17 protein-coding genes and 1 pseudogene are annotated in these 19,039 nt (G+C 69.2%); 5 read left to right on the top strand and 13 right to left on the bottom strand.

What is annotated here, in order from left to right:
- Positions 1-2: 2 nt before the first annotated feature.
- Both OG819_RS52835 and OG819_RS52830 read left to right on the top strand, forming a co-directional pair.
- Positions 3-1,136, top strand: coding sequence for a molybdopterin cofactor-binding domain-containing protein (locus OG819_RS52835; RefSeq protein ID WP_353963276.1), 1,134 nt, complete (start codon positions 3-5; stop codon positions 1,134-1,136).
- 25 nt (positions 1,137-1,161) lie between these two features.
- A complete protein-coding gene (locus OG819_RS52830; protein ID WP_266657033.1) occupies positions 1,162-1,533 on the top strand; it encodes a lipocalin-like domain-containing protein in 372 nt (123 codons plus the stop codon).
- Between the two features lie 618 nt (positions 1,534-2,151).
- Here the strand turns inward: OG819_RS52830 and OG819_RS52825 are convergent.
- The 7 genes from OG819_RS52825 to OG819_RS52795 all read right to left on the bottom strand — a co-directional run bounded on the left by OG819_RS52825 (position 2,152) and on the right by OG819_RS52795 (position 9,014).
- Complete coding sequence (locus tag OG819_RS52825) at positions 2,152-2,742, bottom strand: hypothetical protein (protein WP_266657031.1); 591 nt, start codon at positions 2,740-2,742, stop codon at positions 2,152-2,154.
- Positions 2,743-3,337: 595 nt separating this feature from the next.
- Entirely contained in the window at positions 3,338-3,631 is a 294-nt protein-coding gene (locus OG819_RS52820; protein WP_248966384.1) for a DUF1330 domain-containing protein, read from the bottom strand.
- Positions 3,632-3,743: 112 nt separating this feature from the next.
- Positions 3,744-5,198, bottom strand: a complete 1,455-nt coding sequence (locus OG819_RS52815; RefSeq protein ID WP_266657026.1) for an MFS transporter — start codon at positions 5,196-5,198, stop codon at positions 3,744-3,746.
- A 26-nt stretch (positions 5,199-5,224) separates the two neighbouring features.
- Entirely contained in the window at positions 5,225-5,683 is a 459-nt protein-coding gene (locus OG819_RS52810; RefSeq protein WP_266657024.1) for a MarR family transcriptional regulator, read from the bottom strand.
- Between the two features lie 18 nt (positions 5,684-5,701).
- Positions 5,702-6,577, bottom strand: a complete 876-nt coding sequence (locus OG819_RS52805; protein ID WP_266657022.1) for a transposase — start codon at positions 6,575-6,577, stop codon at positions 5,702-5,704.
- 213 nt (positions 6,578-6,790) lie between these two features.
- Positions 6,791-8,200, bottom strand: a complete 1,410-nt coding sequence (locus OG819_RS52800; protein ID WP_266657020.1) for an IS4 family transposase — start codon at positions 8,198-8,200, stop codon at positions 6,791-6,793.
- A 256-nt stretch (positions 8,201-8,456) separates the two neighbouring features.
- Entirely contained in the window at positions 8,457-9,014 is a 558-nt protein-coding gene (locus tag OG819_RS52795; protein ID WP_266636082.1) for a TetR/AcrR family transcriptional regulator, read from the bottom strand.
- Positions 9,015-9,747: 733 nt separating this feature from the next.
- Between OG819_RS52795 and OG819_RS52790 the strand changes: the two genes are divergently transcribed.
- Positions 9,748-11,556, top strand: a complete 1,809-nt coding sequence (locus tag OG819_RS52790; RefSeq protein ID WP_266657018.1) for a sugar-binding protein — start codon at positions 9,748-9,750, stop codon at positions 11,554-11,556.
- A gap of 320 nt (positions 11,557-11,876) precedes the next feature.
- Here the strand turns inward: OG819_RS52790 and OG819_RS52785 are convergent, their stop codons facing one another.
- The 3 genes from OG819_RS52785 to OG819_RS52775 are packed head-to-tail and all read right to left on the bottom strand — an operon-like array spanning position 11,877 to position 14,677.
- Positions 11,877-12,593 carry an NADPH-dependent F420 reductase gene (locus tag OG819_RS52785; RefSeq protein ID WP_266636084.1) on the bottom strand — a complete coding sequence of 239 codons (717 nt, stop codon included), beginning with the start codon at positions 12,591-12,593 and terminating at the stop codon, positions 11,877-11,879.
- Positions 12,594-12,612: 19 nt separating this feature from the next.
- Entirely contained in the window at positions 12,613-13,644 is a 1,032-nt protein-coding gene (locus OG819_RS52780) for an LLM class flavin-dependent oxidoreductase (protein ID WP_266636085.1), read from the bottom strand.
- Complete coding sequence (locus OG819_RS52775; protein ID WP_266636086.1) at positions 13,637-14,677, bottom strand: LLM class flavin-dependent oxidoreductase; 1,041 nt, start codon at positions 14,675-14,677, stop codon at positions 13,637-13,639. The genes OG819_RS52780 and OG819_RS52775 overlap by 8 nt, the downstream gene beginning before the upstream one ends.
- A 341-nt stretch (positions 14,678-15,018) precedes the next feature.
- Between OG819_RS52775 and OG819_RS52770 the strand changes: the two genes are divergently transcribed.
- The gene (locus tag OG819_RS52770; protein ID WP_266657016.1) at positions 15,019-15,696 is read left to right on the top strand and encodes a hypothetical protein; all 678 of its coding nucleotides are present in this window, start codon (positions 15,019-15,021) and stop codon (positions 15,694-15,696) included.
- Positions 15,697-15,701: 5 nt separating this feature from the next.
- Positions 15,702-15,959 (top strand): DedA family protein, encoded by a 258-nt coding sequence (locus OG819_RS52765; RefSeq protein WP_266636088.1) that lies wholly within the window; start codon positions 15,702-15,704, stop codon positions 15,957-15,959.
- Here OG819_RS52765 and OG819_RS52760 read toward each other — a convergent pair.
- The 3 genes and pseudogenes from OG819_RS52760 to OG819_RS52750 form a co-directional block, all read right to left on the bottom strand.
- Complete coding sequence (locus OG819_RS52760; protein ID WP_266657014.1) at positions 15,913-16,695, bottom strand: NAD(P)H-binding protein; 783 nt, start codon at positions 16,693-16,695, stop codon at positions 15,913-15,915. The genes OG819_RS52765 and OG819_RS52760 overlap by 47 nt on opposite strands.
- A gap of 283 nt (positions 16,696-16,978) precedes the next feature.
- Positions 16,979-18,430 (bottom strand): NAD(P)/FAD-dependent oxidoreductase, encoded by a 1,452-nt coding sequence (locus tag OG819_RS52755; RefSeq protein ID WP_266657012.1) that lies wholly within the window; start codon positions 18,428-18,430, stop codon positions 16,979-16,981.
- A 98-nt stretch (positions 18,431-18,528) separates the two neighbouring features.
- Positions 18,529-18,918 (bottom strand): annotated as a pseudogene (locus tag OG819_RS52750) (VOC family protein); the annotation flags it as partial.
- Positions 18,919-19,039 lie beyond the last annotated feature (121 nt).

Genomic DNA, 19,039 nt, shown 5'->3' with positions numbered 1-19,039 from the left:
CGATGGACGAGCTCGCGTACAAGCTCGGCATGGACCCGCTGGAACTGCGCCTGCGCAACGACGCCGACCCGCACCCCCCGTCGGGCATGCCGTGGTCCAGCCGCGCACACCGGGAATGCCTCGAACGCGGCGCCGAGCTCTTCGGCTGGTCCCGGCGCGATCCCGAGCCGCGCTCGATGCGCGAGGACGGGATGCTCGTCGGGTACGGGCTGGCGGCGGTCGGCTACCCGTGGTTCCGCGCCCGCTGCCTGGCACGGGTCACGATCCGCCGCGACGGCACCGCGTACGTGTGCAGCGCGGGAACGGAGATCGGTAACGGCGCGTACACCGTCTTCGTCCAGCTGTCGGCCGAACTGCTGGGCCTGGACCCCGGACAGGTCACCGTGGGGCTCGGCGAGTCCACCATGCCCCTGGCCCCCCAGACGGGCGGATCCGGACTCACGAGCGCGATCGGCAGCGCGATCTACGAAGCCTGCCGGAAAATCATCGGCGACGTCCTGGACCTGGTGGCCGACGGCGACACCGACTCCCCGCTGCACGGCTGCACGATCGACGACGTCGAGGCCGTCGGCGGAGGCATCCGGCGGCGCGACGACCCGGCCCGGTTCGAGTCGTACCGGGACATCCTCGCCCGGCATCACAGGCCCGAGCTGACGGCCGAGGGCGAGAGCGTTCCCGCCACGTCGCAGGAGCTGGGCATGGCACCGGCCGGAGCGTTCGGCGCGAAGTACGTCGAGGTGCGCGTGGACCCGGACTTGGGCCGTATCCGCGTCGCCCGAGCCGTCTCCGTCATCGACGGCGGACGCATCCTCAACGAGAAGACCGCGCGCAGCCAGATCATCGGCGGGACCGTCGGCGGGATCGGCATGGCCCTCTTCGAGGAGACGGCCAGCGACGCCGGAACCGGACGCATCGCCAACGCCACCCTCGGCGACTACATCGTGCCGGTCAACGCCGACATCCCCGATATGCAGATCGAGTTCGTCGGCTCCTGGGACCGCGCCAACCCGATCGGCACCAAGGGCATCGGAGAGATAGGCCTGGTCGGTCTGGCACCCGCCATCGCCAACGGGATCTTCCACGCGACCGGCCGCCGTATCCGCTCACTGCCCATCACCATGGACCAACTGCTGTGAAGCGGTGGAAGGAAGCGGCGGATCCATGACCCCCGACGAACTGCGTGCCGCCCTCATCGGAACCTGGCGCCTGGTCTCCTACGAGGCCACCTCCGTGGACGACGGGGAGGTGGTGCGACCCTACGGTGAACACCCGCTCGGCCTCATCATGTACACCGCCGACGGGTACATGTCCGCCCAGATCACGACCCCGGACCGGCCGCTGTTCGGGGAGCAGCGGCAGGAGTACGGGACCAGGGTGGCACGGCTGGACGGAAAGACGCTGCAACTGGCACCGCCGGCACCGCTGAGCGTCCAAGGCAAACCCCGCACGGGCGTCCTGACCTGGGAACGCGCGGAGCCGCACGTACCCGTCGCGGAGACGCCGAAGGTCCCGCCCATGCCTGGTTCAGCATAATCGCCGACGCCCAGGACCCGGCAGCCGGGGTATATACGTATCTGTGCATCCGCCGAATACGTGCTTCGTGCACGACGGCTCTCGCGCGGAGCATGTGAACCCTGCCGACGTCTTCAACGTGGACATAAAGGAAACATGTCCAGATCAAGGGCCCGTCCGGGCACAGGTGTGAACCTTTTGGTGCCCTGGCCGCGTCGTGCTGAGCCTGCGCGACGGCAAGGTGATCCGGCACGAGGCGGTGCGTGACGATGTCACGGTGCTCGGTCAGCGGCCAGGCCTGCTCCAACGCGTTCGCCCTGCGACGGTAGCGACAGTCTGCACGGGTTGGCGAGGTCGCCCATCCGCATTCGGTTGTGCGTCACCTCGGAGAGGTGCGCCAGGACCATGTACTCCGGAAAGGGGATGTTAAACGAGCGGTTGTGAGTAGGAGCCGTGATTCACGGCGCGGACGCGACAGGCGATCCACCGTCCCGTAATCTGTGCAAACTAAAGCGCACGTATCACGCACGATAATGTATTTCTAAATACGTTGTCCGTGGCCTTCCGCACCCGATGCGCCCCGCCTGGTTCGGCGGGCGGGACACACCTTGCGTACACGCGGAGGCCGACCATGTCCGGTCAGTCGGCATCCTCGGTCGTGCTGGAGGCGTCTGGCTGCGCGAGGGTGTACATCACCGATCGCTGCTGCTTGTGACGCTGGACGCGGCCCTTGGCGACCAGCGACTCGATGGTGTTCCGCACGACCTGGGGCGTCGGATTCCGGTCCGGGTGCTTTGCCAGCAGCTCGTCCCACAGCTCCTTCGCAAGGCGGGGCTCCGTGTGCCCCCCGAGCAGGCTCAGCAGGATGTCTCCGAGCAGAGGCTGGCGCGACTTACCCTTCGCGCCGGACTGCGTCGGGCGCGTGCGCCGGGTCGTGGGCGAGGAAGACCGCCGTGATGTTCTTCCGGACGGGATGGAAGTGTCTTCACGTACCTGCGTTCCAGTCCCGAGCACGTTTCCGCTCCGCGCCTGGTCAGGCCGCGGCGACGGGTCCGGCAAACACTCGTACCGCTCGGCGAGGGTCAGAATGTCAACCAGGAGGGCTTCCTCCTGCTTCAACATCGTGATTTGCTCCGCCAGTTCCTGTTGTCGACGGCGATTCTCCTCAAGATCCGACGCGGCTTGCTCGCTATACCGCGATCGGAGTGTGGCGGCTGATTGGCTGGTCACAACCGTTCACTCCCTCTCATCAATGACGCGTCGCATGGTACCCAGGCCTGTGCAAGAGACATGCAGCCCTCTACTGGACAGTAGCCTGATCATATGGTGATGGTGATCGGCGAGGTGCTCCCACGTGGTCGGCAGTCATGTCCAGTGTCGGACTTCCTGCCCAGGGCAGGAAGTGTGCGGACGCCAGGAGCGGACACGGTTCGGTTGTGAGCGCCCTTTTCGGGCGCAGGAGAGCGACAGCTGTGAGACGCCTGTGGCAGGTGGTGGGCGTCAGGCCGTGAGGGAAGACCGTGGCGGTACCTCGTGTCGACCAGAGAGTCACATGTCGCCTGGGTGAGTTTCGAACGTTCTGTGTGAGCTGTAATCGCCCTGGGGTGTGCGCCCCTTCCGGCGCGCATGGTGACGCCAGTCCGGCGTCACAAGTGCGGCAGGTTTCGGTCACCTGCCTCTGTTTACAGTGCGCGGACGGGGGCGGCTTCCGGCCTCCGTTCGTAGTGACGGAGAACCAGGACGGCTCAGAAGACGATGGTTACGCCCCCCACGGAGACATCTTTCGCAGTCGGCTTCGTGTTCGTCGCCGACGCAGCCTCGATCGTCAGTCGAGGCCTTCGATGATGCGGAAGTCGCGCTCGACGCCGTCAGCAAGTGCGGCCAGCGCCTCCTGGTAGGCCGCACTCGCATGTGCGGCGACCGCCTGTTCGAAGCTGTCGAACTCGATCAGGACGGTGCGCTCGGCGATTCCGGCGTCGTGTGCGACGACCCGGCTGCCGCGGGCGAGCAGCCGCCCGCCCGCGGCCTCGACGGCTGGACCAGCCAGCTTGTTGTAGGCAGCCAGCTTCTCGGGGTCCGCAATGGTGCGGTAGGCGCTGACCCAATAGCCCTTGACCACGGTACCTCCTGTGTTCGGAATTGATGCTCAGAAGCATGCTCAGATCCATGGCCGGCGCGCTGTGGGTCAGCGAGCCGACGGAGACGGCGTCGAAGTCGGACGGCTTCGATCCTCAGCTTCCGGTTCGACTCGACCGGCCCAGGCCCGGCACACCGACTGGGGCTGTGATCGGATTGGTCTCGGGTGAGCGTCGGCGGGCGAGGGCGAGGCTGGCCATCGTCGTGATCGCCATCGCGGCGACGCCGACCAGCGCTGCGGTCGTGTAGGCGTCGTCGTTCGGGAAGAGGTGGCCCGTGGCGGTGCCGGCGGCCAGGACCAGACCGCCGATGGCGCTGCCCAGGGAGTACCCGACGCTGCGGACGACGTAGTTGAAGCTCATGGCGCTCGACGTCTCGCTCTTGGGGGTGACGGCCAGGATGACGCCGGGCATGGCGGCCGAGAAGCTGCCGACGCCGAAGCCCAGCACGCCCATGGCCGCGAGCAGTTCGGCCAGGTTGGACCGGGCGGTGGCGAACAGGACGAACCCGCCGCCGACGATGGCGGCGCTGCCGGCCAGGAGCAGGGGGCCGTCGATCCGTTCGCGGACCCGCGGCGTGAGCTTGCCGGCGACGAACCCCAGCACGGAGAACGGGATGAGGACCAGTCCCGCCACGAAGGTGGTCAGTCCGAAGCCGTAGCCGGCGCTGTGCGGCGTCTGCGCGTAGCGGGTGATGAGCGTGAGCAGGAGGTACATGCCGCTCCCGCCGACGAACATGGCGATGTTCGCCCCGGCGACCGCCGGGTGCCGTACCGCCCGGACGTCGACCAGGGGCGTCTTGGTTCGCAGTTCGGAAACGGTCCAGACGCAGAGCAGGAGTACGGCGGCGACGGCAAGGGGCACCGCCACGGCGAGGTGTCGGCTCCACAGGCTCCTCTCGCCGGCCAGGAACAGGACGAGGAGCAGTCCACCCGCCAGGACGAGCGCACCGGCCACGTTCACGTGAGCGGAGCGGCCTTCGGGAGCTGCGGGCATGGAGCGCCACGCGGTCACGAAGGCGATGGCGGTGACGAGCAGGCCGAGGCCGTAGGCGGCCCGCAGTCCGCCGAACTCGGCGAGCAGCGCGGCCAGCGGGTAGCCGACGCCGGCTCCGATGATGGAGACCACTGAGATCAGGGCGATCGTGGCCGCGCTGCGCTCCTCGGGAAGATGGTCGCGGGCCACGCCCATCATCAGCGCCGTGAGACCGAGTCCGACGCCTTGGGCCGCTCTGCCCACGAGCAGCCAGGCGAACGGCAGCGGCAGCACGGTGAGCGCGCTGCCGACGACGACGATCGCCAGCGTGGCGAGAATCGTGGCCCGCCGGTGCGGACCGGCTCCGAGCCGGCCGAGGACGGGTGTGGCGACGGCGCCGCTGACCAGGGCGATGGTCAGCGTCCACTGCGCGCTGTCGAGGGAGACGTGGAACGTGGTCGCCACGCTGGTGATGAGCGGCGTCCCGAGGCTGGCGACCGCCGCCACGACCAGGGCGATGAACATCAGGGCGGGGACCAGCAGACGTGCCTCGGAACGTATCAGGGCAGTGCTCATGGGCTGGTCATGAGCCTGGGCCGCGGTCACCGGTCCGAATCCTCTCGGGCGTGGCTTTCGAGCTCCGCCAGATGCAGCAGCGCCGGAAGGGCTGCTGCCAAGGCCTCGACCTCGTCACCGGTGAGTTCGTCGATCAACCGCGCGTACGCGTCGACGCCCGCCTGGCGTCGCGTCCGGACGTACGACGCGCCGGCCTCGGTCAGGCACACCAGCGTGACCCGCTTGTCGGACGGATCGCCCTTCCGCTCGACCAGCCCGGATTCCTCCATCACCCGGACCAGGACGGTCATCGCGGGCTGGGTGACGCCCTCGGCCACCGCCAGATCGGTGATCCGTCGCGGGCCGGTCTTGTCCAGGGTGGCCAAGGTGGCGGCGGACGTCAGGCTCATGTCGCGGGGAAGGCGTCTCACGGCCCTGGTGGCCAGACCGTAGAGGGCTGACCCGATGGCATCGGAAGCGCCGTGCGCGGCGTCTCGGCGACTCATGCCTGAAGCATAGCAGCTTTATATGAATCCTTTATGCATCTCCCGATCAGGGTTCGGCGATACTTGACTTACAACGCGTCGCGTAAAGATGAACGGCGTCGGTTTGATCGCCCTGTTGATCCCTTCGGAGGCGCCGTTGGTGACGCCGGTCGTGATCGCGGCGAGGATCTGCGGCCACCACGTGCTGACGTGCGGCAGCGAGTCGCGCACCGCGGCTTTGAACACGGTGCACATGTCGATCGCGACCACCTGGACCCCGGCCCGCCACTGGCGAGTCTGGGCGCCGATCCACGCCGACACACTCGCCGCGGTGCGGCCCTCGACCTGCCCCAGCAGCCCGGCACCGCCGACCAGGTCAACCAGCCCGACATGCCACCGGTCGGCGACGACTTCCCAGATCTCACCGCCATCGGGCGCCTCGACCAGGCGGAACTTCGCCTTCCCGCGTCGGGTCTCGTCGATCCCCAGGTGCGTCACCGGCGGCGTGTCCTTCGGCAGCGCAGCCTCGGCCGCAGCCGTGAACGCGGTGTTCGCCACCGGCCACGACACCTCGAAGTCGCGCGCGGCCTGCACCACCGTCCGTCCGCGGTCGGCGACCGCTTCCCCGACCGAGGTACGCAGCCGCGACGTCAACCGCGACCGCGGTGGGATCGACGGCAGCGCCTCGGTGAACGTCTTGCGCCGGCACTGCTCGTTGACGCACCGCCATCGGCGCTTGGTCCAGGTCGGACCGGTTCGCCGCCCGGCCACGGGCAGGTCCCGCGGACGAGTGCGTACCCAGGAGTGCGGCCGCCCGGACCGCACCCCACAGTCGGGACAGCATCGGGCCTGCTCATCGCAGGTGACCAGGGCCAGCATCGGAATGTCGTCGGCGCCGACCTCGACGCCGACCACCTCCACCCCGACCAAGCCGAACAGCCGCGTCGTATCGTTGGACAAGCCCGTGGCCCTTCACGTGATCCTTCAAGCGTCGCAACTCGAAGAATCACAGAGCGTCACGGGCGTTCTGCACCCGTCAAGACCCTGACAGCGGACCGTGCCCACCGGGCACGGTTAAGTTCGAAGACCCATGATCATGGATCAGATTCTCTGTCAACACCATTGCGTTTACGTCCGTGCGCGGTTCGCGAGCCCGTGTTCGAAGAACGTGACGGTGCTGTGGACGGTGTAGTTCTGGCTGGTCGTGGGGTGTTGCCCGGCGTTCGGTCCGTACTTGCTGGTGGGGTTCTTGCGGGTGCGGGCCTTGACGCGGTGTCGGCGCCGGGCGGGGTGCAGGGCGTCGAGGACGGCCCGGCCGATGGTGCCGATGAGCTCGGCAGGTCCTGCCGGGGGCAGGATCCCGGTCGCGGTGACGACCGTGTCGACGGCGGTGGTCTGCAGGACGGTGAAACTGATCCGATCCATGTCCACCTCCGGACGGGAGTAGACGGTGTCGGCGGCAGCACGGATCAGGGCCTGGTAGGTGGTCAGCAGGGCGTAGACCTCCTGGTCGAGCCCTTGCAGGCTGCGGGAGCGCAGAACGCGGCCGTCGAGCATCGTCGCCTTGATCGAGAAATACGTCGTCTCCGACTGCCACCGCTCATGGTAAAGATCAACAAGCTCGGCGGCCGGGAAGGCGACCGGATCGAGCAGGCTGGTCAGCAGTCGCCACTGCTCCGTGCGGATCGTGCCGTCGGCCAGAGTGACCGTGATGGAGGCCTCGATGACACGGACGGTCAGCAGGGCGGGCAGTACGCCGTAGCCGATCCGGGCCAGGTAGGAGCCGTCGCCCAGGTGCGTCAAAGGCGTGGGGATCCGGCGGGCGGAGGAGCGCACCAGGAGCTGTGCGCCGTCGGCGGCCACCTCGTTCAGGAACTCAGCCGCGTCGAAGGCGGCATCGGCCAGCAGGAGCATCGTGCTGTCCAGGGCACCCAAGAGGCGTGTGGTGTAGGCGAGTTCGCCCTCGGACTCGGGGCCGAAGGCGGCGGCCAGAATCGCGCGGGTGCCGCACTCGACCAGAACCAGCAACCGCAGCAGCGGGTAGCCGAACTCCACGCTCTCGCCCGAGCGCTTGGCATAGCGCCAGGTGAGCGCCTCCTCGTCGGGCACGTGCAGCAAGGTGCCGTCCACGGCCACGGTCCGCAGCCCGCGGTAGAACGAACCGGCCTGCCCGAGGCGGGCGACAGGCCCGGCCAGGATCTCGAACAGCCGCCGCAGTGGCGCTACCCCTATCCGTCGCCGGGCCCGGGAGAGCGAGGAGGCCGCCGGGCGCACCAGGTCCAGCCCCGCCAGCCCGGCGACCAGCTTGCCCCACACACCCCGGTAGGAGCAGTCCTCGAACAGGGCCAACGCGAGGACGAAGTAGACCACCACCCGAGACGGCAGCAGCCGCAGCCGCCGCTCGACCGCCCCGGTCTCCTCGATGACCGCGTCCACCAGCACGAAGTCCACGATCTGGGTCAACTCACCCAAGTGACCGGGCGCGTACACACCCCCGGCTACCTCGACTGTGCGCGTGATGACAGACTTCTCCTGCAACGGGACTCCCGATGATCTTCATGCTCGACACAAGTTGATCTATCAGGACGTCCCGTTGCGTCGTTCACCAGGGCTTGACCTGCGACTCAAGACTCAAACGCAACGGTGTTGGATTCTCTGTGTATCGAACATGAAGGAGGCGGACATGCCCAGGAGCAACGGATAACGGTATATTAATTGCTGGATCAAGTAAAGTTACATTTTAATTCCCCCGTCAATGAAGTGGGTGCAGGGGCCGAGATCTGTGTCTCGTGATTCACCGCAGGCGCTCGGCGACGGTCTCCAGCAGTTCGTCGGAGAAGTTCTGGTCGGTGACGGCCCGGGACATGAGCAGGGCGCCGACGAGTGCGCTGAGGGTGAGCATGGCCTCGGCGCGGGTGTCCTCGGAGTCGTCGTCCAGGCCCGCGATGAGCTCCAGGTATGTTCGGACCTGCTTCTCGTAGGCCTCTTTGAAGTCCTGGCCGCCGCGTCCCGTGGAGGCGCCGAGCGAGACGAGCGCGCAGCCGGTGTCGGGCATGTCGCGATGCCGCTTTGCGAGGTAGGCGTCGATCAGGCCGGCACGGGGGTCCTGCTCGTTCTTCCGTGCGGATCTCTGCATCTTGATGGTGCCCTCGGCCAGTGCGACGGCTGCGGCCTGGGCGATCAGGTCGTCGCGTGAGGCGAAGTGCTTGTAGAAGCCGCCGTGGGTGAGTCCGGCCTCGTTCATCAGCTCCGCGATGCCGAGACGGGTGACGCCTTCGGTGCGGACCTTGCGTGAAGCGAGCTGCAGGACGCGTGCGCGGGTCGCCGCCTTCTCCGCCTGCGAGTGGCCCATCCGTGCCTGCCTTCCGTGGGGCGGTCTCGTGGGATGCCGCACTACTGGATGATGCCCATCATACACCTGTGCCCTGTACGGGAGCTTTACGGCCCTTGGGTTCGACTTTCAGGATGATGGACGGGATCTAGTTCCGCGACGCCACCGCCGCCTTCCTCCCCGAGGTGATGCACGCCGCCCACGAACTCGACGGCCCCACCTACGCCCGCACCACCACCGAACTCACCACCGCATTCGAGCGAACGCGCGCATGACGCTCGCGGGCGGCCGCTTCGTCGTTCTTGATGTGGGGCTTCCGTCGGCCGTGTGTGAGCACGCGGGCGGGTGCGGGTCGGCCGTCTTCGACAACCTCCCTGCCGAGAGGGTCTGTTCCCCGCATCCGAAGTCCGATTCCGGACCGGACTTCGGATGCGGCCTTGACGGTTGGTCCAGGAGCCCGATCTCTTCTTCATTGCCTTCTCGGGGTACCAACTCGTGGCGGAATCCGTCAGGTTGGGGCGGGCGTGGGACTCATGCCGTGTTCTTGGCAGCATGGCAGTGTGGACATTTTCTTGACTAGTCAATCTCTTGGGTCGTTTCGGAGCACCGGGAGACTCGTCGGCCCCGGCGTGAACGGCCTGTCGGCCAGGGTGTCTTGCCCGTCCGGTGCAGGCTTGGCAACCGAAGAGCGCGTCCGACACCGCCCGGCCGACGCGTCTGTCATACGTCACCGCAACGTAGGAGCGTTCTTATCTTGACCGACGTCCGACGCCGAACCGTCTTGTCCACCGTGCTGACCGGACTCACCTCCGTGGGACTCTCCGCGGGTGTCGCCGAGGCCGCGGACGGACACACGGCTTCCCGCCCCCACGACCCCGCCCACAACGACGTGCTCTTCGTGGGGGCGCATCCCGACGACGAGATGCTCAGTTTCGCGACGCTGGGACAGTGGCGCGAACGCCACGGGTGGAGCACGGGCGTGCTCACCGTGACCCGAGGTGAAGGAGGCGGAAACGCGGTGGGCCCGGAGGAAGGCCCCGCTCTCGGCTTGATCCGGGAGACCGAGGAGCGCGCCGCCACCGCCCTCGCCGGCATCCGCAACATCTTCTACCTCGACAAGCCGGACTTCTGGTACACGCTGTCGGCGCCGTTGACCGCCGGTATCTGGAACGAGCCGGACACCCTCGAACGTGTCGTCCGGCTGATCCGGGAGACGACCCCGCACACCGTGATCGCGATGGATCCCCGGCCGTTCAACCAGCACGGCGGGCACCAGCTGGCGGCACGGATGGCCATCGAGGCCTTCCGGGCGGCGGGCGATCCGCACGCCTTCCCCCACCAGATCATCCGCGAAGGGCTCACGGCCTGGCAGCCCCGGCGGCTGCTGGCCCAGAACTACCGCTTCGACGGCCTTCTCGGACCGTCGGCGGCCGAGCAGCGCCGCACGGACCCCGACACCGGTCTTCCGGTCCTCGGGGTGTGGTCCGGCGTGTCGTCCCGCGCGCACGGTACGACCTGGGCGCAGGTCAAATGGGACGCCGCCCGTCACTACGCCACCCAGGGATGGGCCGCGCTCCCTTCCGTGGCGCCGACCGATCCCGACGCGCTCGGATCGGAGTGGTTCAGCGTGCTGGCCGAGGACGGACGGACGCTGGAGGCGCCGGTGCACGAGCAGTCCGGACTGCTCCCGCTGTACGCGGAGTTCCGTGACTGGGCACACCGGGTCGGCATGCCGTGGCTGGCGAACAACGCCCAGCCGCTCCACCCCGACCGACCGTCGACGACGATTCCGGAGGTGCACGCGGCGCCGGTGCTCAATGGCCTGGAAGGCGAAGGGGAGTACCCGGGCCCCGAACTGCCGCTGCGCCACTGGCAGGGTGATGAAACCTCGGCCGCCGACTGCTCGGCGACGGTGAAGCTGTCCCGCCACGGCGACGACCTGTACGCCCTGGTGCGCGTCCTGGACGAGCGCAAGGGAGCCGCGCTCGCCCAGGACGACCTCAAGAGGCACTGGCGTACCGACTCCGTCGAGATCGCCCTGGACCCGCGAGGGGCCGCGAACGACACCTCCGTGACGTTCAAGACGGGCATTCTCCCGTTCACGGCCGCGGACGGCGGCCCGGCGGCCGAGCGCGACGCGGACAACCGGCAGGGGCCGGCGGAGAAGACGGCGCCGGGCATGCGCTGCGTCAGCACGGTGACCGATCCCTACCAGAGCTACAGCGTCGAGGTGAAGATCCCGCTCAGCGAGCTCCCGGCCGCGGCAGACCCCGAACGGTTCGCGATGAACGTCCTCGTGTACGACGCCGACACCGACGACCGGACCGGACAGACCCGGCTGGCCTGGTCGCCGTACGGCAGCGCCCAGGCCGACCCCTACGTCTGGGGCCGGGCTCGGCTCGAGGGCTACCAGCCGCCCGCGGGCCGGCCCACCACGCCGGCCCGACCGGACATCCCCACCGAGGCGGCCCGCAGTGAGGACTCCCCGGCCACCCTGCGCCAGGCCCGCCGTACGGGTGTCCCGATCGCGGGCGGAGCGCGCACGCCGAGGGCGAGAGGCTGATCGTGGTGACCGCTCGGACGCCTCGGAGCGGCCCGAGCGGTCACCGGCCCGCCCCATAGGAGCCCCGCGTGGACGGGCCCTCGAACACGACGGACAGCCGTTTCACGTCCGTCGGCATGACCGCGATCGACCGGTTCCTGAGGCCGGTCACCTGCCAGGGCTTTCCCGACGCCCTCCTGCCCGATGACCTGGCCGAGGCCGACCCCGAGGGGCTGTGGCGTCTGATCGACGGGCAACCGACCAGCCCGGAGCGGACGCCCGCGACGCGCCCCCACGCAGCCAAGTCCTGGTCATGGAGGACCCGTTGGCGGAAAGGGTTCCTATGCCGCCTCCGCCGGCGGGATCACGGCGGCGGCGCGGGCCCGGCCGACCATTCGTCCGCGCTCCGACGCGGGGAAGCGGTCGACCATGGCCCGCAGTTCGCGGGCGCCGACGTCCGCCCCGAAGGGTTCGGTGCCTGGTTCGAGGCGTACGCCTTCGGCCAGCGGGCCGACGATGACGGGATCGAAGCCGAGGGCGTTCACGAGGTGGGCGGCCGTGGCCCGGTCGGACGGGTTGTTCCCGGCGACGGCGATCGCCTTGCGGTCGGGCGCGCCGGCGGGCCGGGCCTCGTCCTCGAGGTCGTGGTAGCCCATGTGATTGAAGGCCTTGACCACACGGGACCTCGGCAGGAACGCCTGGACGATCTCGCTGGTGGAGGTGCGCGGATCGGTGAGGTCGTCGCGTACCCCGTCGACCTCCCACCAGTAGTTCATGGCGTCGACGACCAGTTTGCCGTGCAGCTCCTCGACCGGGATCCCGCGGTACTTGCCCAGGGGAAGCGCCAGGATCACCATGTCGGCCGAAGCCGCCGCCTCAGCGGCGGTGACCGGGATCGCGCCGGGTGCGAGGACCTCTACGGTGAGTGAGATGTCCTCGGGAGCCCCCGACCCGGCGATCAGCACGCGAAGGCCTGCCGACAGGGCCAGCCGCGCCAGGACGGTGCCCACTTTTCCGGCACCCAGGATGCCTATGGTGCGGATGTCGTGTGCGTCCATTGCGTTTCCTTTCACGATGTCAGTCGGCCAGGATGTCCCGGACCATGGGGATCACCTTCGTGCCGTAAAGCTCGACCGCGCGCAGGCGGGCGCTGACCGGCTGCTGGCCCGCGGTGTACAGGAGGTCGAACCTGCCGACGCCGAGGCCGCTCACCGCGTCGGCGATCCTGCGTGCCACCGTCTCCGGCGAGCCGATGTACAAGGAGCCGTGCTCGATCTCGGCTTCGAACTCCTCCCGACGTACCGGTGCCCAGCCTCGCAGCGCGCCGATGCGGTCGCGCATGAGCCGGTAGCCGGGCCAGAACACCTCCCGGGCCTCTTCGTCGGTGTCGGCGACGAATCCGGGAGAGTGCATGCCCACCGGATGCGCCGTGGTGCCGAACTGCTGCGCCGCGCGCCGGTAGAGGTCCGTGTAGGGCACGAAGCGTTCGAAGGAGCCGCCGATGACGGCGAGCATGAGCGGAAGGCCGTAGCGGGCGGTGCGGATGACCGACTGCGGTGAGCCGCCGACTCCGACCCAGGTGGTCAGCCGCCCCGATTCGGTGGTCGGGAAGACCTCGGTGTTCTCCAGCGGGGCCCGCATGGTGCCCGACCAGGTGACGGGCTTCTCCTCCAGCAGCCTCGCGAACAGCTCGATCTTCTCCTCGAACAACGTGTCGTAGTCGCTCAGGTCGTATCCGAACAGCGGGAAGGACTCGGTGAACGAGCCACGTCCGAGGATGACCTCGGCCCTCCCCCCGGAGAGGGCGTCGACGGTCGCGAAGCGCTGGAACACCCGCACGGGGTCGTCGGAGCTGAGCACGGTCACACCGGAGGACAGACGGATGCGCTCGGTGCGTGTAGCGATGCCGGCGAGCACGGTCTCCGGGGACGACACCGAGTACTCGGGACGGTGGTGCTCGCCCAGTGCGATGACGTCGACGCCGATGCCGTCCGCGAGGACGGCTTCGGCGACGACCTGCCGTATCGCCCTCGCGTGGGAGACCGGGGCGCCCGAGTCGTCCTGGGGAACGTCCCCGAACGTGTCCAGGCCGAAAACGATGTCATCCATGGGTGGACTCCTTGGTGAGCAGTTCCCTGACCCGCGGGGCGACTTCACGGCCCAGCAGCTCGATCGTGCGGGCCCGGGCCCGGCGAGGCAGGTGCATGATGTCGTACTTGAGGTCGAAGCGGCTCAGGTGCAGGTCGCGGGCCATCTGGGCGATCTTCTGGGCGACGGTTTCCGGGGAGCCGACGAACAGCGCGCCGCGGTCGATCTCCGCCTTGTACCGTTCGCGGGTCGGCTTGTAGAAGCCCCGCTCCTCGGCGGCCTGGGCCACGACCGGCTGCCAGTACTCCCACCAGGTCTCGGCCGCTTCCTCGTCGGTGTCGGCGATGAGGCCCAGCGAGTGCTGGCCGATCGGCTGCGGCTCGTGCCCGGCCTGTTGCAGTGCCTCGCGGAAGAGGGTGACGAGACCCGCGAAGCGCTGTGGGCGTCCGCCGATGATGGCCATCATCATGGGCAGTCCGTATCGGGCGGCACGGATCACGGAGTGCGGGCTGCCGCCCACGCCGATCCAGGTGGGGATCCCGCCGTCGCGCATCCGGGGGCGCGGCCGCTGTTCGACGAGCGGTGCCCGGAACGCGCCGGACCACGTCACCGTCTCCTCCCGCTGCAGGCGCATGAAGAGGTCGAGCTTCTCCTCGAACAGTTCCTCGTAGTCGGCGAGGTCGTAGCCGAACAGAGGGAAGGATTCCGTGGCCGATGCCCGGCCGAGGACGAGCTGGGCCCGGCCGTTCGACACGGCGTCCAGGGTGGAGAAGTCGTGGTAGAGCCGCACGGGGTCATTGGTGCTCAGGACGGTCACCGACGTTCCGAGACGGATGTGTTCGGTGGCGGTGGCGATGGCCGAGAGCAGCACGGGAGCGGCACTGTCGACGTGGCCCGGCCGGTAGTGCTCGCCGATGCTGAAGACGTCCAGTCCGCAGGACTCGGCGAGGGCGGCCTCCTCGACGAGGAGGCGGACGGTCTCGGCGTCGCCGAGCGTGCGGCCGTCGTCCGTGGCGACCTCCCCGAACGAGTTGAGGCCTATTTCGAAGGTCATGGTCTCCTCCACCGGTGATCCCGCAGGATGCCGGTCACCCCGAGGTTATTGATTGACGTAACAAGTATCTTTATGCATGCTTGATGTGTCAATCAGTGAGGTTCCGGTGGGCTGCTCTGTGACCCACCCGCTGTCCGGCGCGTCAACCATAGTTCACATACTTAATGCATCAACTAAGTGAGGTGACCCAGTCGTGGCCCACGCCACGCAGATGCCGCATGCCGCCGTCCTGGCGTCCGGCAGGCCGTCAGACAGCCGTCCACGCGCCACCCGGCAGACATGGCAGACGATCGTCCGTACTGCCCTGCGGCATACGGCGACGGGTGCGGCGGCGCCTCGCGATGCTTCACGCGGCCCTGCTCGGCGTCTCTTCCGGTGCCGACCCTTATCACGACCTCGCCTGGACGGACACGACACAGGTGATGTCATCCGTCTACACCCTGGCCCCCCGGCCCCTGACGGCACTGATCCTGCTCTGGCTGGCGCAGCAGCGGCCGGCGGTCTACACGCACGCCGCCCTCGCGCTGCTGCTGTCCAGCGCGGCCGGGCTGCTGTACACCTGGTCGGTACCGCTGGAACACCTGCCGGCGCACGAGAGTTCGCTCTTTCGCGAGTACCTGGCGATGCCCGGTGCGCTCACGGGCTGGTACCTGTTGATGGCCTCGGCCGCGGTCACCGCCATCTCGTCGGTCCGCACACGTATTGCCGTCATGGTGACCGCGGCATGCGGTGTGACGACGTCGGTGCTGACATCTCCTCACCCCGCCTCCGCCGGTGTACTGGGCGCGGTCGTACCGCTCTTGACCTGGTTCGCCGTAGGAGTCTTCGCGCGCAAGGACCCGGTACGCCGGCGCGCAGTGGATGCCTGGGAGCCGGAGGGACAGCTCGTGACGCTGCGGCCGCGTGCCCAAGACCCCGGCGCCGGCCAGGCCGCACCGTCCGGCCGAACGGCAGGGACGCCGGTCCGCCCCGCCCACGTCCTCACCCCCGATTCCGCGCCGTTGGGGCGGGCGGGCTGACGGCCATGCACCTCAACGGTGTGATCGAGGCGGCCGGCTGGTGGTCGTACGCCGTGGTGTTCGTCCTGACGGCCAGTGAGACCAGCGCCTTCATCGGGCTGCTGGTGCCCGGCGAGACGGCCATCCTCCTCGCCGCCGCGGTCGCCGGCCGGGGCGAACTGAACGCCTTCCTCCTTACGGCCGTCGTGGTGGCCGGAGCCGTCACCGGTGACAGCCTCAGGCGCGGGCCGGGGTACCGGTCAGGTCCTCGACCGTGCCGGTGATCTCCGGGGGCACGCCGACGGTCTGAGCGAAGGAGCCCAGCATCCGTTCGAGCATCGGGGGCGGAACGTGCGGGAACAGTTCCGTACCCGCCTCGCGCGGGTCCACCTCGACGAACGTCAGCTCCCTGCCGACGGCCGCACCGATCGCCGCGACCTGCTCGGCGTTGGTGGCCGCCTCGGGGCCGGTCAGATGGTGCACTGCTGCCTCATGCCCGTCGTCGAGCAGCGCCCGCTCGGCGACGGCCGCGATGTGGCCCTCGTGGATGGGTGCGAAGCGGGCGCCCGCGAACACGCCCCGGACGGTGTTCCCCGTACGGATCTGCGGCGCCCACTGGAGGGCGTTGGCGGCGAACGCGTTGGGCCGCAGGAAGGTCCAGGCGAGACCGCTGTCGCGGATCTGCCGTTCGGCGGCGGCGTGCAGGAAGTGGATGGGGTGGGTGTCGTCGACGCCCTTGTGGATGATGCCGCTGGAGAGCAGGACGACGTGGCGCACTCCCTGGGCGCGGGCCGCCTCCAGCAGGGGGACGGAGCTCGCCTGGGCGTAGAGGAAGAGGCTCGTCACCCCGGCGAACTGGGCCGCGGGGTCCTCCGGCCGGAACCGAACCACCTCGGCCTCCTCCGGGAGTGAGGCCCGCTCGGGGTCCCGGGTCAGGGCCCGTACCGGCCGGCCCGCGGCGAGGAGACGGTCGACGAGGGCTCGGCCGACGTTGCCGGTCGCGCCGGTCACTACGATCACGTTTGCTGCCTCCGAGGGCTTGGTCGATCGCTTCTGGCGACCCGAGCCTAAAGGTCATGTGTGAGGTGTCAGCTGGTCAGAGCAGGTGTTCAGCGCTTCCCGGCACTCGGCCGGCGGGAGGCCCGAAAAGGATCATGAACCGGTTGTCCCGTCGAATCCGTGTTGACAGTGACAAGCCCCCGCTGCCACACCCCCGGCGGCGGGATGGGGCCGGCTGCCCTTCGGTGCGCCTTTAGGACAGCCGGCCCTATGTTCCTGAGGTCACACACGTGTGTGTGACATGTCACTGCGCTCTGCTGTCCCGGTAGGTCTCCAGGAGCCTCAGCCAGACCTCGCTGATGGTGGGGAAGGCGGGGACCGCGTGCCAGAGCCGATCCAGGGGCACCTCGCCGGCGACGGCGATCGTGGCCGAGTGGAGGAGTTCTCCGACTCCGGGTCCGGCGAAGGTGACGCCGGCCACGGTGCCGCGGTCGGCGTCGACCAGCATCCGGGCCCGACCGCGGTAGTCCTTGGCGTACTGCTGTGCGCCCGCCAGCCGGCCGATCTCGTAGTCGACCACCTCGACCCGGCGTCCGGTTCGCTGCGCCTCGTGCGTGGTGAGGCCGACGGAGGCCACTTCGGGGGTGGTGAAGACGACCTGCGGCACGGCGGCGTGGTCGGCCGTCGCGGCGTGCGCGCCCCAGCGGGCGTCGTCGAGCGAGGTTCCTGTGGCGCGGGCGGCGATGGCCGCGCCGGCGATCCGGGCCTGGTACTTGCCCTGGTGGGTCATCAGGGCCCGCTGGTTGACATCGCCGACGGCGTAGAGCCAGCCGTCGGCCACGGCGGTCACCCGGCACGTGTCGTCCACCGTGAGCCAGCCGCCCGGGGTGAGACCGACGCTCTCCAGGCCGACGTCCGTGGTGCGCGGCGCGCGGCCGGTGGCGAACAGGATCTCGTCCGCGGCCAGTTCCTCGCCGTCGGCCAGGGTGATCCGTACTTCGTCGTCCGCGCCGCCCACGCGCTTCACGGCGGTGACCTCGGTGCCCAGCCGGATGTCGACGCCTGCCTCGCGCAGCCCGTCGGCGACCAGTTCACCGGCGAACGGTTCCATCCTCGTCAGCAGGCCGGCGCCGCGGACCAGCAAAGTCACCTGGGAGCCGAGTGCCTGCCAGGCGGTGGCCAGTTCGACCGCGACCACGCCCGCGCCCACCACGGCGAGACGGCCCGGTACGCGGTCGGCGCCGGTGGCCTCGCGGTTGGTCCACGGCCGTACGGTGTCGAGGCCGGGTATGTCGGGCAGGGCCGTGCCGGTACCCGTGCACACTGCGACGGCGTGCCGTGCGCTCAGCCGGACGGTGTTTCCGTCCGGGGTCCGCACCGACACCTGCCGTGGGCCGGTGAGCCGGCCGTGACCGCGTACGAGGTCGACGGAGACCGAGTCGAGCCAGTCGACCTGATCCTCGTCCTTCCAGTAGGCGGCCATCCGGTCGCGGTGCGCGAGGACCGCGTCCACGTCCAGTGGTCCTCGCACGGCGGCGGCCAGTCCCGGGACGCGGCGCGCGTCGGCGCGGGCCACCACCGGCCGCAGCAGCGCCTTGCTCGGTTCGCAGGCCCAGAACGAGCATTCGCCGCCGAGCAGTTCGCGTTCCACGATCACGGTACTGAGCCCGGCGGCACGGGCCCGGTCGGCCACGTTCTCGCCGACCGGGCCCGCGCCTATGACGACCACGTCGTAGGCGCGGACGGACTCGTTCATCATTGCTCCTGTCGTTCAAAAGGGGCTCCGGACCTCCGCGCGAAGGCGTCGGCCGGAGCCCGCGTGTCCTCAGCCGTGTCTGGTCGACGGACGCGCTGTCACCGGCCGGGGAGCCGGGTCGTGATCTCCTGCAGCACCCACCCGTTGCCGTCCGGGTCGCTGAACGCGGCGAACGAGCTGTAGCTGGCGCGCTCCGGGTGCGGGCCGCTGACGCGTCCCTCTTCCGTGCCGCGGTGGAACACGCCGCCCGCGTCGTGGAAGATCTCGCTCATCTCGATGCCCCGGTCGACGAGTTCGGCGTGAGCCGCCTCGATGTCCGAGACGGCGAGGTGCAGGCCCTGTACCGACCCTGGTGCGGCCGTGGTGACGCCGGTGCCGAAGAGGATCGAGCACTGCGATCCGGGGGGCGTCAGATGCACCACGCGGTAGCTGTCGTCGGCGACGTAGTCGACGTCGAGACGGAAGCCCGCCTTCTCGTGGAAACCTTGGCGTTCACCGGCTACGCGCGGCGCACCGAGGCCGTCGCCGCCCTGCGCGCCGTCCCGGAGACGGACCAGCTCAGCTCGCCCGATCGCGCCGCGGTGCGTGGCCGGCTGGGACGGGTGCTCT

The organism is Streptomyces sp. NBC_01549, assembly GCF_026339955.1.
Classification (GTDB): Bacteria; Actinomycetota; Actinomycetes; order Streptomycetales; family Streptomycetaceae; genus Streptomyces.
The sequence above is the reverse complement of the archived record's forward strand: the minus strand, read 5'-3'. Positions and strand labels throughout refer to the sequence as shown.

Excerpts from the sequence above, each read along its gene's own strand:
- OG819_RS52835 (WP_353963276.1), top strand. The coding sequence starts at position 3 with ATGGACGAGCTCGCGTACAAGCTCGGCATGGACCCGCTGGAACTGCGC.
- OG819_RS52830 (WP_266657033.1), top strand. The coding sequence starts at position 1,162 with ATGACCCCCGACGAACTGCGTGCCGCCCTCATCGGAACCTGGCGCCTG.
- OG819_RS52815 (WP_266657026.1), bottom strand. The coding sequence starts at position 5,198 with ATGAGCACTGCCCTGATACGTTCCGAGGCACGTCTGCTGGTCCCCGCC.
- OG819_RS52810 (WP_266657024.1), bottom strand. The coding sequence starts at position 5,683 with ATGAGTCGCCGAGACGCCGCGCACGGCGCTTCCGATGCCATCGGGTCA.
- OG819_RS52795 (WP_266636082.1), bottom strand. The coding sequence starts at position 9,014 with ATGGGCCACTCGCAGGCGGAGAAGGCGGCGACCCGCGCACGCGTCCTG.
- OG819_RS52785 (WP_266636084.1), bottom strand. The coding sequence starts at position 12,593 with ATGGACGCACACGACATCCGCACCATAGGCATCCTGGGTGCCGGAAAA.
- OG819_RS52780 (WP_266636085.1), bottom strand. The coding sequence starts at position 13,644 with ATGGATGACATCGTTTTCGGCCTGGACACGTTCGGGGACGTTCCCCAG.
- OG819_RS52775 (WP_266636086.1), bottom strand. The coding sequence starts at position 14,677 with ATGACCTTCGAAATAGGCCTCAACTCGTTCGGGGAGGTCGCCACGGAC.
- OG819_RS52770 (WP_266657016.1), top strand. The coding sequence starts at position 15,019 with ATGCTTCACGCGGCCCTGCTCGGCGTCTCTTCCGGTGCCGACCCTTAT.
- OG819_RS52765 (WP_266636088.1), top strand. The coding sequence starts at position 15,702 with ATGCACCTCAACGGTGTGATCGAGGCGGCCGGCTGGTGGTCGTACGCC.
- OG819_RS52755 (WP_266657012.1), bottom strand. The coding sequence starts at position 18,430 with ATGAACGAGTCCGTCCGCGCCTACGACGTGGTCGTCATAGGCGCGGGC.